This window comes from Sphingopyxis sp. C-1 (assembly GCF_001047015.1).
GTDB lineage: Bacteria > Pseudomonadota > Alphaproteobacteria > Sphingomonadales > Sphingomonadaceae > Sphingopyxis.
On the sequence record NZ_BBRO01000002.1, the window covers coordinates 638,818 to 654,088 of the forward strand.

Sequence of the window (15,271 nt, forward strand, 5' to 3'; positions counted from 1 at the left end):
GCGCCGATGTCGGCGCCTAGCGATCCGGCGCGCCTTCCTCGTCCCCGCCGAGAATCTCCGCCGGCACCGGGCTTCCGGCGCGCAGCGAATCGGGCGTGATGATCACGCTCGTTCCCGCGACCAGAAGCGGGCCGAGCAGCGCGCGCAGATCGGCCGCGATGTGGACGCGCCCGGCGAACGACGTCGGTGTCCTCGCGGCGATCGCGCCCGGGAGGGGGACTTCCGTCCAGGTTGCCGGCCCCTCGACGCCCGACCGCCGGATGAAGGCGGAAGTGCCCGTCATTGATCCCTCGATGCGCGCGGGCGCCGAGCCGATGATCGTTCCGTTGCGAAGGATCAGGATCCGCTGGTCTGTGGCACTGGCGATGATCGACAGGGGGCCGCTGCGCGCGCGTTCGGGCGTCCAGAGCAGCGCGCCATCGGAAGGGCGCGTTTCGGTCATGGCGAGCGGATCGGTCGGGGCCGCACGCGGCACCGCTGCGGCATCGGTGACGATGACCGTCATGCCGAGCCGGGAGACGCCATAGAGGAGACGGGCGAAGCCATGCGGCAGGCGAATGCAACCGTGCGAAGCGGGGTAGCCCGGCAAGGTGCCGCCGTGCAGCGCCACGCCGCCCCAGGTCAGCCGCTGCATATAGGGCATCGGCGCATCGTCGTAGAGGCTCGAGCGATGGTCGACGTCGCGCTGGAGGATGGTGAAGACACCGGTCGGGGTTTCATGGCCGGCCTTGCCCGTCGAGACAGTGGTAATCGCGATCGGGACGCCATTGCGGTACAGCGTGCCGCGCTGGGTCGCGAGACTCACGATCATCATCAAGGGCCCGCGCGGCGCGATCTCGGGCGCCCAGATATAATCTCCGGGCTTCAACCGCTCGGCGGCATCGAGCACGCTCCCATGCGGGCTTGAGGGCACGGCCGAGGCCGCGAGTGGCAACAGCAGCGCCGCTCCCAGCAAAAGCGCTGCCCTTCCGGCGAGCTTCGCCCAGGTTCCCACTTTCTCAACCGGCCATCGCTGCCACTCGGGCGCGGTCGTTGATCCGTACCGCGCGCCGCGAGGGCAAGTCGACGAGGCCGTCGCTGCGCATGCGCGTCAGCTGCCGGCAGGTCGTTTCGATCGTCAGCCCCAATATGTCGGCGATCTGCTGGCGGCCGAAGGGGAGCTCGAACCCGCCCGGGGTCTCGCCGGCGTCGGCGGGCAGCCGCTCTTCCATGTCGAGAAGGAAGGAGGCGACCTTTTCGGGTGCCGACTTGCGGCCGAGCAGCATCATCCAGTGCCGCGCGCGGTCGAGCTCGTCGAGCGTGCGATGGAGCAATTTCTGCTGGAGATGCGGATGGCGACCCGCGAAATCGTCGAACTGCTGGCGATTGAAGATGCAGACCTCGGCGTCGGTCATAGCGGTGACCCGGTAGGGGCTTTGCTTGCCGAACGGGCGGCCGATAAAATCGGAAGGGAAGACGAGCCCGACGATCTGCTCGCGGCCATCGGCGGTGGCGACGACCAGCTTCAGGACGCCCGACAGGACATTTGCGACCGTCGGGGCTTCGTCGCCTTCCCAGAGCAGGGTGTGACCCGCCTTCACGCGTTGCCGCCGCCCCATGCGGCCGAGTTCGGCGGCTTCGTCGGCGGCAAGGCTGGCGCAGATGGCGCGGCAGCGTACGGCGCAGGATGCGCAATCGCTCATCGCCGTGCACCCGCAAGCGACGCGCGCTCCGCACGCCACTCCGTTGCTTGGCGGTCGCGGCCTGGATGGCGGAAAAGATGTGGCTGACCCCTCATGCGGCCGGGAATAGCGGCTCCGCATGCGCCCGTGATTACGCAACTGTACGTATGTGGTGCGAGGAAAGGCCCGACCGGCGCGAACCGCCAGGGGCGTAAGGGCTATTGCGTAACGACAGGGCGCGCGTCCCGGCGCAATCCGGCGAGACAAATCCGCGACGAAAGGACCCAGGATGAGCGAAGCCGGCCACGATCTTCATGCGCTGTTTCCGGACCACGGGCCGGCGCTCCATGCACTCAAGCTTGGCAGTTCGAATTTTCGCCAGCTCGCCGAGGAGCATCATGACCTTCAGAGCCGGATTCAGCGAGTCGAGGCCGGTCTTGCGGCGGTCGCCGACGACCAGCTGGAGGACCTCAAGAAACGGCGGCTGTTCACCCTCGACGAGATTGCCGCGCTCATCGCGATCGAGGAGGAGGCGTGATGCACAGTCTTTCCGAAATACGCGCGGGCCTGGTCGTGCGCCTCGACCAGCTCGCAGCGGAGGTTGAGCGGCTGGAAAGCGAGCAGCGCGTGCCGCTCGACGACGATTCCGCCGAGCAGGCTGTCGAGCGCGAAGACGACGAGACGATCGATGCGCGGCAAAGCGCCGCAACTGAGCAGATGAAGGCAATCCGGCTCGCGATCGCGCGTCTCGATGCCGGCCATTACGGCCTCTGCACCGCGTGCGGCATCCCGATCGATGCCGCGCGCCTCGAAGCCGTTCCGCACACCGCGCATTGCATCGACTGCGAGCGCGAGTTCGGCGGCTGAACATACGCCCGGCGAACGACATGATCGAATCCCTTCCAGACGCCAACCTGCAGCAACTCGCCGGCATCGGACTGGCGCTTCTTCTCGGGCTGCTTGTCGGCATCCAGCGCGGCTGGAGCCTGCGCAACGAGACCGCGGGCAGCCGCTTCGCGGGTGTGCGGACCTTTGCGCTGTTCGGCCTTGCGGGCGGCATCGCGGGAGCGACCGGATCTCAAAGCCCGGCGATCGCGGCGATCGTCGCCGGGGCTGCAGCTGTCCTCACCCTCATCGGCTATGCGAAAACCGCGCGGGCGCCCGAGCAGCTGAGCGGGACATCGAGCCTCGCGGCCCTCATCACGCTCGGTTGCGGCTATCTCGCGGCCAGCGGTCGGAGCGAGATGGCGACGGTGGTCGCCGTTGCCATGACGCTGGTGCTTGCGCTGCGCACCGAGCTTCATCGCTGGGTTTCCGGTCTCAGCGATATCGAGGTCGGCGCGATCGTCCGGTTCGCGCTCATCGCGCTCGCCATATTGCCGCTGCTGCCCGACCAGCGCTTCGGCCCCTATGACGCCTGGAATCCTCGCCAGCTCTGGCTGGTCGTGGTGTTCGTCTCGGGCTTCTCCTTTCTCGGCTATATCGCAGCGAAACGCTTTGGCGCCTCGCGGGGCACGCTCGTCATGGCCGCGACCGGCGCGATGGTTTCCTCGACCGCGGTGACCGCGGCGCTCGCGATGCGCGTGCGCGACGGAGAGGAAAGCGAGGCGATGGCCATTGCCGGCATCGGCGCGGCGTCGGCGGTCATGCTGATCCGCGCGATCGTCCTGACCCTGTTCCTCGCGCCGGCAGCGATGCCGGCCTTCGGCTGGCTTGCGGCACCCGCCGCGCTGGTGAGCGGCGGCGCGATGTTCTGGGCTTTGCGGAGCCGCCGCAAGGAAAGCGCTGCCAACCGTCCCGTCGAGCTCAAGAACCCGTTCCGGCTCGCGCCGGCGATCGGCCTCATGCTGCTCGTCATGGTGCTGACCGTCGCCGCACGCTGGATGATGGCGATGGTGGGCGAACGCGGCCTCGCGCTGGTCATCGCGCTTTCGGGCCTGGCCGACGTCGACTCCGCGATCATCACGGTGGGATCGCTACCTCCGGGTCTGCTCGAGGGCCAGATCGCGACGATCGTCATCATTGCCCCGGTGCTCGCCAACACGCTGTTCAAGGGCGCCACCGCCCTGGCGATCGCGGGGCTGCGCAAAGGATGGAAGCTCGCCTTGCCGCTTGTGCTGAGCGTTGCAGCCAGCCTCGCGGTCCTGCCGACCCTTCTCGTCTGAGCCCGATCGGACGCCGCATGGAGTGGCCAGAGGTGGAATGGTTTCAAAAGGGGGCCTTCGGTGACCGCAGCAACAGACCATAATGAAGGACCGCCGACCCAGCCGGCGAACCTCTCGTCAAACCCGCGGACATTTCTTCGCGCGCTCGGTCCGGGCCTGATCGCCGGCGCCGCCGACGACGATCCGAGCGGAATCGGAACGCACAGCCAGATCGGCGCGGCATTCGGTTACCGGCTCTCCTGGACCTTCGTGCTGAGCTTCCCGCTGATGGTGGCGATCCAGGAGATCGCCGCCGAGATCGGGCGGGTTACCGGCGCAGGGATCGCGCGCAACCTCCGCCGGCATTATTCGCGTCCCCTGCTCTGGTCGATGGTATCGCTGCTGCTCGTCGCGAACATCATCAATCTCGGCGCCGATCTCGGCGCGATGGGTGCGGCGCTGGCCCTGCTCGCCGGAGGCAAGGCCGGACTCTATACCTTGTTGTTCGGGATCCTCAGCATCGTCCTCGAAGTCGGCCTTAGCTATTCTCGCTACGCCGCAATCCTCAAATGGACGACGCTCACCCTCTTTACCTATGTCGCGGTGCTGTTCGTGGTGCATGTTCCATGGGGCACGGCCCTCACGGCGCTGCTGCTTCCCGACATCGAACTCAATGCAGCCTATGCCACGGCGTTCGTCGCAATCCTCGGCACGACGATCAGCCCCTATCTCTTCTTCTGGCAGGCGGGGCAGGAGATCGAGGAACAGCATTGCCATCATGCCAAGCCGCTCTGCCTGACGCCCGCGGCAGCCGATGGCGAGTTCAGGCGCATTCGTGTCGACACGCTGACGGGCATGGCGTTCAGCACTCTCATTTCGCTCGCGATCGTCTTCGCGACCGCGGCGACGCTGCATGCCGAGGGCATACGCGATATCGCCACATCGGCGCAGGCCGCCGAAGCGCTGCGTCCGCTCGCCGGGCCGTTTGCTTTCGCGATGTTCGCGCTCGGAATCATCGGCACCGGCCTTCTCGCGGTCCCGGTGCTGGCCGGATCGGCCGCCTATGCCGTCACCGAGATGGCGGGAATGGCAGGTAGCCTCGACGCCAAGCCGCTTTCGGCGCGTCTCTTCTACGGCACGATCGCCGCGACCACGCTTGCCGGCGCCTCGCTCTCGGCGATCGGCATCGACCCGGCACGCGCGCTCTACTGGGCAGCGGTGGTCAATGGCGTGCTCGCCGCGCCGCTCATGCTGGTGATGATGCTGATCGCCCGCAATCCGCGCGCGATGGGCCGTCTCGTCATTTCGCGCCGCCAGAGCTGGTCGGGCTGGGCCGCAACCGCGGTGATGACGGCAGCAACCTTGCTGTTTTTCTTCTTCCTCGTGACGGGAGATATCTAGCGCGGGGCGCGGGCGTGCCGCGCGATCAGTGCGTCGATCCGGTCGCGCTGGGGCAGGATGATACCGAGGAGCCCGGCGAGCGTCGCGGCGCCGAGCTTGCGCATCAGGCGCGAGCGATGAATTTCGACGGTGCGGTGACTGATGCCGAGCTCCTGCCCGATCTGCTTGTTGGTGAGACCGCGCACGAGCCCGCCCACGACTTCGAGCTCGCGATGTGTGAGCTGTTCGATGAGAGGGGGCGAATGCCGCGACCGCGCAGCGCGGTCCGGCGCGGGGCGGCGGATCGCGGCCTGTGGGTCTTCGCGGCGGGCTGTCGTCATGCGGTCCATCCTCCGATGGACAGTCGTCTAGCGCTCGGGCGTCCTGCGGTCGTTACGTAATGTCCGCAGATTTCAGGCACCGAGTCCTGCGGCGAAGGCGAGCCGCAGCGCGTCGGACAGGCTGCGGACATCGAGCTTCGCCATGAGGTTCGCACGGTGGACTTCGACGGTACGCGGCGAGATGCCGAGGTCATAGGCGATGGTCTTGTTCGGCAGTCCCTGCGCGAGCCCTTCGAGAACCTCGCGCTCGCGCGGGGTCAGGATGCCAAGAACGACCTCGGCCTCGGCGGCGCGCGCCACCGCTCCATCGGCCGCCGCCATGCGGGCGAAAGCGGCCTCGATCGAGGCAATGAGCACCGCCTTTTCGAACGGCTTTTCGAGGAAATCGACCGCGCCGGCCTTCATCGCCCGGACCGCGATCGAGACGTCGGCGTGCCCGGTAAGGACGATCACCGGCATGGTAACCCCGCGCTCCAGCATCGCCTGCTGGACCTCGAGCCCGTCCATTTCGGGCATGCGCACGTCGAGCAGGACACAGCCTTCGGGCACGTGCCGGATTTCCTTCAGGAACAGCGCGCCATTGGCCCAGGTCTCGACCGCATAGCCCGAGGTCTTGAGCATGAAACTCGCCGACCGCCGGATCGCCTCCTCATCGTCGACGATATGCACGAGCTTCCTATCCGACATCATTTTCCTCCGCCTTCGCGCTCACCAGTGTGAAGTGAAATTCGGTCCCGCCGCCGGTGCGCGGCTCCATCCAGATACGTCCGCCATTGGCCTCGACGATCGTCCGGCAGATCGAGAGACCGAGTCCCATGCCTTCTGCCTTGGTGCTGACGAACGCCGTAAAGAGCTGCTCGGCGACCTCCGGCGTCACGCCCGGTCCGGTATCGGCGACGATCACGCGGACAAAGCCGCGCTGGTCGGGACGGCTCGTGACGGTCAGCTGCCGCACCGGACTGTCGGCCATCGCTTCGACAGCGTTGCGAATGAGGTTGATCAGCACCTGCTGGATCTGGACCTTGTCGACGAGCACCGGCGAGGCATAGGGATCGAGGTCGAAGCGCGGCTCAACGCTCTTCTCGCGCGCGCCCATCAGTCCGAGCACCGCCGCCTCGTTGATGAGCACCGGCAGTTTCTCGATCGTCTTCTCGACCTCGCCGCGCGCCACGAAGTCGCGCAGGCGGCGAACGATATGCCCTGCGCGCAACGCTTCCTTCGCCGTATCGTCGAGCGCATCGCGGATCATCGGAATATCGTCGGGATCGGGATTGGCGAGCAGGTCGCGCACCGCTTCGACATAATTGGTGACCGCGGTAATCGGCTGGTTGAGCTCATGCGCGAGCGTCGAGGCCATCGTCCCCATCGCGCTGACGCGCGAAACATGGATCAGCTCGGACTGGAGCGATTCGAGCCGCGCCTCGGTCTGCTGGCGTTCGGTGAGGTCGCGGATGAAGCCGGTAAAGAGCGGGTGACTGTCGCTCGACGCCTCGCCGATCGACAATTCCATCGGAAAGGTCGAGCCGTCCCTGCGCTCGGCGAACACCACGCGTCCGATGCCGATGATGCGCTTTTCCCCCGTTTCGAGGAAGCGCCGGATGTAGGCATCGTGGCGCTCGCGATCGGGTGAGGGCATCAGCCGGCTGACATTGACCCCGAGCAGCTCGGCCTCCTGATACCCGAACAGCCGCTCGGCGGCCGCGCTGAAGGACACGATCGAACCTTGATCGTCGATGACGACCATCGCGTCGGGCACCGTCGAGAGGATCGACCGGAGATGGCTTTCCTGCGACCGCAGCGCCTCCTCGGCGGCGCGCCGTCCGGTGATGTCCGAGACGACCTTGGCGAAACCGCGAAGATCGCCGCCCGCGGTGCGAAGCGCCGTGATAGAGACATCGGCGAGGAACTCGGATCCATCCTTGCGGACGCGCCAGTCCTCCATCTCGAGACGTCCCTCGCGCGCCGCAACGGCAAGGTCGCCCCCAGGTTTGCCGGCCGCGACGGCGTCGGGCGGATAGAAGATCGCGGCATCCTTGCCGACAACCTCTTCCTCGCGCCAGCCCTTGAGGCGTTCGGCGCCCTTGTTCCAGATCGTCACGCGGCCTTCGGCATCGAGCAGGTAGATCGCATGCCCCTGCGCGCCGTCGATGAGCAGATTGAGTTCCTCGGCGACCAGCGCCGCCTCGGCATCGCGCCGCGCAGCGCGATGGTCGCTTTCATGCACGCGCCGCCGCATCCGCTCGAAGGCTTGCGAGAGCGCGACGATGCCGGCCGCGGTGACCAGAAACACTATGACCTCGACGAGATTATAGCTGCCGCCGTCCCGGAAGCCGGCGAAATAGAGACCAAGCCCAAGGGCTGGCGCGGTCGCAATCGATGCCGCCATCGGACCGGCATAGAAAGCGGCCGCAAGGATGGCGGGTGCGAAAAGCAGGAAGGATGCACTGCCGCCAAGCCAGGGAGTGAGCGCATAGCGGAGCAGCGCCGCAGCAGCGACAAACAGCAGCGCCAGCGCCAGGCGTATCGCAAAAGGACGTTGTATCATCGACATCGACCGCGCGGCCTCCGCCCGCGCTGCAAAGGCGCCGCCGCCCTCGCGGTGCGCCTTCCCCCGATCACCGTCCATAGCGGCTTTTGGCGGGGCGCGAAACGCCCGGCGCGTTCGCGATCCGTATTGTTCCTTAAGGGACATCCCGCTTCGCTAGGGCGGTGTGCGCCGTGCGCCCATGCGGGAATCTACGGATAGGAGGAACCCGCCCGCGATATCAAAAGCGGCACGCGGATCGTCGCGCCTCGCCCGTCCCGTCCAGCTCGGCCCGGCGCGGCGGTCCATTGCTCCCGCGCTAAAATCCGGCAGCGGCCCTTCGTTCAGGATGTCACATGCAGACCAGACGGATCACGCTCATCGACGGACATCCCGACCCCGATCCGGGACGGTTCGTCCATGCGCTGGCCGATACCTATGCGGCGGCGGCGCTGGCGGCGGGTCATGAGGTCCGCCGCATCGCGGTTGCGGAGCTCTCGTTCGATTTGCTCGAAAGTCGCGCCGAGTGGGAAGAAGGTCCGCTTCCGCCCGCGATCGCCGAGGCGCAGGACGATATTGGATGGGCCGAACATCTGGTGATTTTCTACCCGCTCTGGCTCGGAGACCTGCCCGCTCGCCTCAAGGGCTTCTTCGAACAGGTGATGCGCCCGGGCTTCGCGTTCGCGCCCAAGGCGAACGGCTTGCCCGAAAAACGCCTCAAGGGCCGGACGGCCCATATCGTCGTGACGATGGGGATGCCCGCGCTTTTCTACCGCTTCTTTTTCCGCGCGCACAGCCTGCGCAGCCTCGAGCGCAACATTCTGCGCTTTGTCGGCATCGCGCCGACCGAACGCAGCATCGTCGGCAATGTCGAGGGCGATCCCAAGCACCGCACCATGTGGCTCGAGACAATGGCCGAACATGGCGCGGCGGGCCGCTGAGCCGATGCAAGGTCGTCGATCCCATCCGCGAAAGAAGGGCAGCTAGTCATGGCCAATACCGAAACGCCGCTGACGATCCAATTCCATGGTGCCGCCGGAACCGTCACCGGCTCGTGCATGGAACTCACGCTCGGGCAGCACAGAATCCTGATCGATTGCGGATTGTTCCAGGGATCGCGAAGCCTCGAAACACTGAACCATGGCGCGTTCGCGTTCGAGGTCGGCAAGATCGACGCCGCGCTCCTGACCCATGCCCATATCGATCATTGCGGGCTGTTACCGAAGCTCGCGAAGGAAGGCTATCACGGCTCCGTCTGGTGCACCGCGCCCACCGCAGACCTTCTCGAATATATGCTCGCCGACGCGGGGAGAATTCAGGAGAGCGACACCGCGCGCCGAAACCGCCGCTATGACCGCGCCGGCGAAGCGATGTTCGAGCCGCTCTATACCGAGGCCGATGGCCTTCGCGCCTGGCGACTCGCCGAGCCGGTCGGACTTGGGACATGGTTCGAACCCGCGCCGGGTTTCCGGGCGCGGCTGTGGAACGCCGGCCATATCCTGGGTTCGGCCTCGGTCGAACTGGAAGCCGGCGGGGTGCATCTGCTCTTTTCCGGCGACATCGGCCCCGACAACAAGGCGTTTCACGACGATCCCGCAGCGCCGGAGGGCATCGATTTCCTCATATGCGAAGCGACCTATGGCGACCGCACGCGGCCCAAACTCTCGATCGAACAGCGCCGCGCGCTACTCGAAACCGAAGTCAAAGCGGCTCTCGCGAGGGGCGGGAATCTCGTGATCCCGACCTTTGCGCTCGAACGCACGCAGGAACTGCTGCTCGATCTCGCGCGCCTTGCCGACGCGAACCGCATCCCCAATGTGCCTATCTTCGTGGACTCGCCGCTCGCGAGCCAGGCGACGAAGGTGTTCGCGGCCCATGCTGCCGAGCTCGAAGATGTCGAAGGCGCCGACATCTTCCGGCATCCCTCGATCCGCTATGTCGAGGATGTCGCCGAATCGATCCGCCTCAACAGCGTGTCGGGCGCCATCATTCTCGCTGCCTCGGGCATGTGCGAGGGCGGGCGCATCCGCCACCATCTCGAGCATAATCTTCATCGGCGCCAGTCGACGATCCTGTTCGTCGGGTTCCAGGCGCGCGGATCGCTCGGGCGAGTCATCCTCGACGGAGCCGGGCGCGTGCGGATTTCTGGCAAGGACATCAATGTCCGCGCCGCCGTCCGGCGCATCGACAGCTATTCGGCGCATGCCGACCGCGACGAGCTCGCGGCATGGATACGCGAACGTCACCCGATCCGTGGCGGACTTTTTCTGGGTCATGGCGAGAGCGAATCGATCGAAGCGCTGCGCACGCTCGTCCAATCCGAAACGCCCCGCCTCGCCGTCGTCGCTCCGGCGATCGGGGAGACTTTCGCGCTCGCCCCCGGCGCACCGCCCAAGCGAATCCGGACCGGACGCGTCGATATCGCCCGGCTCGCGGGTGAAGACTGGCAGAATGACTACGCCGATTTCGCCGCCAATCTGAAGCACAACCTCGCGCACATCCGCAGCGAGGAAGGGCGGCGCAAGGCGCTCGACGAGATGCGGCGGGTGCTCGCCAACTATGAGGCGGCGCGCTCCCAGCAGAAGCGGCGGCGCCGCGCGGCATAGACAAAATCCTCGCAACCGGCGGGTTCCACGCGATCGAGGCCGCCAAGACAAAGGTCCGGACGCCCCGCCACATACAAAGGAGACATCGCATGAAAGCCCTCGTCTATAACGGCCCCGGCCTGAAAGCCGTCGAGGAGCGGCCGGTGCCTCAGGTGCAGGACGCGGGCGACGCGATTGTGCGCATCACCAGGACGACCATTTGCGGCACCGATCTGCACATATTGAAAGGCGATGTCCCGAGCTGCGAACCGGGGCGCATCCTCGGGCACGAGGGCGTCGGTATCGTCGACAGCATCGGGACGGGCGTGACCGTTTTCGCGCCCGGCGACCATGTTCTGATCAGCTGCATAACCGCGTGCGGCCGCTGCGACTATTGCCGTCGGGGCATGCCATCGCATTGCACGACGGGCGGCTGGATCCTCGGCAACATCATCGACGGCACGCAGGCAGAATATGTTCGTATCCCACATGCCGACACGAGCCTCCATGCCATCCCCGAGGAGGCCGGCGAGGATGCGCTGGTCATGCTCAGCGACATCCTGCCGACGGGCTTCGAATGCGGCGTGCTCAACGGCAAGGTCGCGCCGGGATCGACCGTCGCGATCGTCGGCGCGGGTCCGATCGGCCTTGCCGCGCTGCTCACGGCGCAGCTCTTCTCGCCCGCCCGGATCATCATGATCGATCTGGACGAGGCGCGCCTCGCCATCGCGCGCCGGTTCGGCGCCACCGACACGATCAACAGCGGCACACGCGACGCCGCGGCGGCGCTGATGGAGATGACGGATGCGCGCGGCGCCGACACGGTGATCGAGGCTGTCGGCGTTGCCGCCACCTTCGAACTTTGTCAGCTGCTTGTCGCAGCCGGGGGAACGATTGCGAATGTCGGCGTGCATGGCGCCAAGGCCGACCTGCACCTCGAACACCTCTGGTCCCGCAATATCACGATCACGACGCGATTGGTCGATACCGTCTCGACGCCGCAGCTCTTGCGGATGGTCGAGGCGAAACAATTGGATCCCGGAGAGCTTGTCACCCATCATTTTGCGATGGCCGACATGATGGACGCATATGAGGTCTTCTCGCGGGCGGCCGAGACCAAGGCACTGAAGGTCATCATCGAAGCCGACGATCCGCGCACGGCGAGGCCTGCAGCGTGACGCAGCGCATGAAAGAGATCGCGCGGACCATCGTCGAACTGCAGGTCGAACTCGATCGCGAGATCGAATTTCGGCGAAGGGCGCTGGGCGTCCGGGTTCATGACCGGCTCGTCGAGTTCGAACGCGGCATCGTGATCGAACAGAGGAAACTCAAGACGAGCGTGCGGGCGTTTCTCGCCCGCTCCTCCTTCGGTGTCATCATCACCGCGCCCGTCATCTACTCGATGCTGCTTCCGCTGGTCCTGCTCGATATCTGGATCAGCGTCTACCAGGCCATCTGTTTTCGCGCCTATGGGATCGCCCGTGTCGAGCGACGCGACTATATCGCGTTCGACCGGGGTCGCCTCGCCTATCTCAACTGGGTCGAAGCGCTGAATTGTGCCTATTGCGCCTATGCCAATGGCGTGATCGCCTACGCCCGCGAGATCGGAAGCCGGACCGAGCAATATTGGTGCCCGATCAAGCATGCGCTCAGGATCAGCGATCCGCACCAGCGCTATTATGAGTTTCTCGAATTCGGCGATGCCGAGGGGTATCGGACGCGTCTCGCCGCGTTCCGCGAGCTGCTGGCCGCGGACGGCGACGATATCGCCGCCGGGACCCGCGCCGCGTCACCGCGACCGGAAGCGGAGGAACAGACGAGTCCGTAGAATCCCGCAATGCGGCGCTTGCGGCACGGCGTTATGCCTGCTCCCGACGCAATTTCCGCAAAGGAGACGATAATGATTGCGACCGACGCGCCCGGCCGACCCGTGCAGAGCGGCCTCTGGAAGGAAATCTCGGTGCTCGAGATCGGGGTGGCGGTGTGCCTCCTCATCCTGTTCGTCCTCTCGCGCACCTTCCTCGAGACGATCGCCGCCATCTACATGCTGGTCGCCGCGATGCTGTTCGCCGCGCTCGTCCAAGGCCGCATGGCGGCGACCTGCAATGACCGGCTGGACCGGCGGCTATGGCTCGCAAGCGCGCTCGCCTGCCTCGTCCAGGCGATCATCCTGTTCGTCGATCCGCTGCTCGGGGGTTATCATACCGCCATGGCGATGGCGGGTATTCTCGCCGCTGGCGCGGCGGCGCGGCTGACGCTTGCCCTCGTGCGGGGCCATGCGGGCCGCGGCTGGCTCTATCTCTCGGGCGCGGTCAGCATGATGGTATCGCTCGCGATCGGATTCGCCTGGCCGTTCGCCTCGATCGTCCCCGCGGCGCAAAGCCTCACGCTCGACCTGCTCGCCGTCGCGGCGATGCTGGCGAGCGTCACCGGAAAGGCCCCGGCATGTTCGAGATGATCAAAACGAACGACGACGTGCTCGCCGTCCGTATAGAGGGCAAGATCACCGGGGCAGAACTGGCCTCGATCATGGACCGGCTCGACGCCACGATGGCGGCGAACGAGACGGTGCATGTCTATGCAGAGACGCGGTCGATCGACGGTATCGAGATCAGCGGGCTGGGCGCTCATATCGCGCGCGCCGCGCCCCTTTTCGCAAAGCTCGACCGGTTCGGACGCGTCGCGGTCGTCGCCAACCAGTTATGGATCCGGGCCCTCACGCGGATCGAAAGCGCCCTTCTGCCGCATATCAGCTATAGGGTGTTCAAGCCCGAGGATCGCGGCGCGGCGCTGATGTGGGTCGAAGGGCGCGACGGATGACTGGCACCCTTCTGCCCGGTCCCTGGCCGTCGGCACGCGGCGATCACCGCGAAGCCCATCTCGTATCGCGGACGGGGTGGCTGCGGGCAGCCGTGCTCGGCGCGAACGACGGGATCGTCTCCACCGCAAGTCTTATCATCGGCGTCGCGGCGTCGGGTGCCACCCGTCAATCGATCCTGGTTTCGGGGGTTGCCGGCCTCGTTGCCGGCGCCATGTCGATGGCGGCCGGCGAATATGTGTCGGTCAGTTCGCAGGCCGATACCGAGCGGGCGGACCTTGCCCGCGAAAAGAGAGAGCTGGCGAGCGACCCCGCGGCTGAACGCGACGAGCTGGCCGGCATTTATGAACGACGCGGCCTCGATCCGGAAACCGCGCGCATCGTGGTCAACCAGATGACCGCGTTCGACGCGCTCACGACGCATGCGCGCGACGAACTCCATATCACCGACATGACGGCCGCGCGCCCGGTCACCGCGGCGCTGGCGTCTGCCGCCACCTTTACCGCCGGCGCGTCGCTGCCGCTCCTCGTCGCCGCGCTGGCGCCGACGACAGGGATCGTTGCACTCGAAGCCATCGGGTCGCTGCTGTTCCTCGCCGCGCTGGGATGGCTCGGCGCATTTGCAGGTGGCGCCGCGCCCGCCCGTCCGGTTGCACGCGTCATATTCTGGGGGGCGCTTGCGATGGCCATCACGGCCGGAATCGGCCGGCTGGTGGGCACGGCTGTCTGACGGACATGGGCGGACCCCGCCCCGATCTTAGAACAAATGATCGGGCGAGGCAGCCTTTTCGCACCTGCACGGTTACCTGTTTCATGACGGCCGCGGACAAACCATCGAAGCATGTGCGGCTCCCGGCCGCTTGGGCCACCCTGCACGCATGTGGAAATCCGGGCGCCGGTCGTAGTGGAACGGGAGCAACATGACCGCGGCAGTCGCTGCCGCGCCGACCCAACCCGGCGTTGATCGGGGCTTCTGCTCGCCGCGCAGCGCGTCGGTCTTCTCTATGGCTGGCGCCATGGCCGCCCCATCGACTGGAACCATCCCGCCCGCTTCACCGAACTTGTGCAGCTTAGAAAGCTGACCGATCGGTCGCAGATCCAGACCCAGATGATGGACAAGATCGCGGCGAAGCGCTTGGCGGGGGCGCGGCTGGGCGAGGAGTGGATCGTGCCGACGCTCTGGCAAGGCACGGACCTGCCCTGGCTGATCCCGTTCCCGGCCCCCGCGATCATCAAGTCGCGCCACGGCTGCAATCAATATAGGGTCATCACGGCCGTGCCCGACTGCGCGCGATGGCAGCAACTGCGCAGAACAGCCCGCCGCTGGCAGCGCAGACCCCACGGGCGCTGGCTCGACGAATGGGCCTATCGCGACGTTCCGCGCGGCATCCTCACCGAGCCGCTTCTTGGCGGCGCGCTCCCACTCCCGATCGACTATAAGATCTATGTGTTCGGCGGCACCGCAACGCATGTCCAGGTCCATCTCGGGCGGGGCCGCCGGCATCGATGGATCCTTCACGACCGTAGCTGGCGACAGCTCGTCAGGGCCGCGGACGAACCACCCCCGCCACCGTCACTGCCTGCGATGCTGGAGGCGGCCGAAACGCTGGCCGGCGACATGAATTTTCTTCGCATCGACTTCTACGACATCGGGGGTCGACCCTATTTCGGGGAATATTGTCTCTATCCGGGTTCCGGTCTCGACCCCTTTGCCGCGGACTGGATAGACCTTGAACTGGGCGCGCTCTGGCTCGCGGCCATGGCTGAAAATCCGGTGTCATCCGCACCGATTGGTTATGCCTAGCAGCCACACCGCGT

The 15,271-nt window shown here is 66.3% G+C and carries 17 protein-coding genes; 12 read left to right on the forward strand and 5 right to left on the reverse strand.

The features are described 5' to 3' along the window. Positions 1-16: 16 nt before the first annotated feature. Together SC1_RS17535 and SC1_RS17540 are read right to left on the reverse strand one after the other, a co-directional pair. Positions 17-994, reverse strand: a complete 978-nt coding sequence (locus SC1_RS17535) for a L,D-transpeptidase family protein (protein ID WP_238586764.1) — start codon at positions 992-994, stop codon at positions 17-19. A 4-nt stretch (positions 995-998) separates the two neighbouring features. Next, positions 999-1,682: a Crp/Fnr family transcriptional regulator gene (locus SC1_RS17540; RefSeq protein WP_062185535.1), complete on the reverse strand. Its 684-nt coding sequence runs from the start codon at positions 1,680-1,682 to the stop codon at positions 999-1,001. Positions 1,683-1,950: 268 nt separating this feature from the next. Here SC1_RS17540 and SC1_RS17545 point away from each other — a divergent pair, with 268 nt between their 5' ends. The 4 genes from SC1_RS17545 to SC1_RS17560 are packed head-to-tail and all read left to right on the forward strand — an operon-like array spanning position 1,951 to position 5,206. Further along, entirely contained in the window at positions 1,951-2,199 is a 249-nt protein-coding gene (locus tag SC1_RS17545) for a YdcH family protein (protein WP_062185537.1), read from the forward strand. Next, on the forward strand, positions 2,199-2,528 hold the full coding sequence (locus SC1_RS17550; protein ID WP_054731556.1) for a TraR/DksA C4-type zinc finger protein: 330 nt from the start codon (positions 2,199-2,201) through the stop codon (positions 2,526-2,528). Before SC1_RS17545 ends, SC1_RS17550 begins: the two co-directional genes overlap by 1 nt. Before the next feature lie 20 nt (positions 2,529-2,548). After that, positions 2,549-3,826 carry a DUF4010 domain-containing protein gene (locus tag SC1_RS17555; RefSeq protein ID WP_062185539.1) on the forward strand — a complete coding sequence of 426 codons (1,278 nt, stop codon included), beginning with the start codon at positions 2,549-2,551 and terminating at the stop codon, positions 3,824-3,826. 60 nt (positions 3,827-3,886) lie between these two features. Next, entirely contained in the window at positions 3,887-5,206 is a 1,320-nt protein-coding gene (locus SC1_RS17560) for an NRAMP family divalent metal transporter (protein ID WP_062185541.1), read from the forward strand. Here SC1_RS17560 and SC1_RS17565 read toward each other — a convergent pair. From SC1_RS17565 to SC1_RS17575, 3 genes are all read right to left on the reverse strand, one after another. Next, entirely contained in the window at positions 5,203-5,526 is a 324-nt protein-coding gene (locus SC1_RS17565; RefSeq protein WP_058538791.1) for a response regulator transcription factor, read from the reverse strand. The two genes, SC1_RS17560 and SC1_RS17565, sit on opposite strands and share 4 nt — an antisense overlap. Before the next feature lie 72 nt (positions 5,527-5,598). After that, complete coding sequence (locus tag SC1_RS17570) at positions 5,599-6,213, reverse strand: response regulator transcription factor (RefSeq protein WP_054733988.1); 615 nt, start codon at positions 6,211-6,213, stop codon at positions 5,599-5,601. Then, entirely contained in the window at positions 6,203-8,071 is a 1,869-nt protein-coding gene (locus SC1_RS17575; RefSeq protein WP_193749212.1) for a PAS domain S-box protein, read from the reverse strand. The genes SC1_RS17570 and SC1_RS17575 overlap by 11 nt, the downstream gene beginning before the upstream one ends. A 335-nt stretch (positions 8,072-8,406) precedes the next feature. On the opposite strand from SC1_RS17575, the gene SC1_RS17580 reads away from it, so the two are divergent. The 8 genes from SC1_RS17580 to SC1_RS17615 all read left to right on the forward strand — a co-directional run bounded on the left by SC1_RS17580 (position 8,407) and on the right by SC1_RS17615 (position 15,257). Then, a complete protein-coding gene (locus SC1_RS17580) occupies positions 8,407-8,991 on the forward strand; it encodes an NAD(P)H-dependent oxidoreductase (protein WP_062185543.1) in 585 nt (194 codons plus the stop codon). 48 nt (positions 8,992-9,039) lie between these two features. Further along, positions 9,040-10,656, forward strand: coding sequence for an MBL fold metallo-hydrolase (locus SC1_RS17585; protein WP_062185545.1), 1,617 nt, complete (start codon positions 9,040-9,042; stop codon positions 10,654-10,656). A gap of 89 nt (positions 10,657-10,745) precedes the next feature. Beyond that, the gene (locus SC1_RS17590) at positions 10,746-11,813 is read left to right on the forward strand and encodes a zinc-dependent alcohol dehydrogenase family protein (protein ID WP_062185546.1); all 1,068 of its coding nucleotides are present in this window, start codon (positions 10,746-10,748) and stop codon (positions 11,811-11,813) included. Positions 11,814-11,821: 8 nt separating this feature from the next. Continuing rightward, positions 11,822-12,463 (forward strand): hypothetical protein, encoded by a 642-nt coding sequence (locus SC1_RS17595; RefSeq protein WP_238586765.1) that lies wholly within the window; start codon positions 11,822-11,824, stop codon positions 12,461-12,463. Between the two features lie 72 nt (positions 12,464-12,535). Beyond that, the gene (locus SC1_RS17600; RefSeq protein ID WP_062185550.1) at positions 12,536-13,093 is read left to right on the forward strand and encodes a hypothetical protein; all 558 of its coding nucleotides are present in this window, start codon (positions 12,536-12,538) and stop codon (positions 13,091-13,093) included. Beyond that, on the forward strand, positions 13,081-13,455 hold the full coding sequence (locus SC1_RS17605) for an STAS/SEC14 domain-containing protein (protein WP_062185552.1): 375 nt from the start codon (positions 13,081-13,083) through the stop codon (positions 13,453-13,455). Before SC1_RS17600 ends, SC1_RS17605 begins: the two co-directional genes overlap by 13 nt. Further along, a complete protein-coding gene (locus SC1_RS17610; protein WP_062185554.1) occupies positions 13,452-14,183 on the forward strand; it encodes a VIT family protein in 732 nt (243 codons plus the stop codon). Before SC1_RS17605 ends, SC1_RS17610 begins: the two co-directional genes overlap by 4 nt. Before the next feature lie 333 nt (positions 14,184-14,516). After that, on the forward strand, positions 14,517-15,257 hold the full coding sequence (locus tag SC1_RS17615; protein WP_238586766.1) for an ATP-grasp fold amidoligase family protein: 741 nt from the start codon (positions 14,517-14,519) through the stop codon (positions 15,255-15,257). The last annotated feature ends 14 nt before the right edge of the window (positions 15,258-15,271 follow it).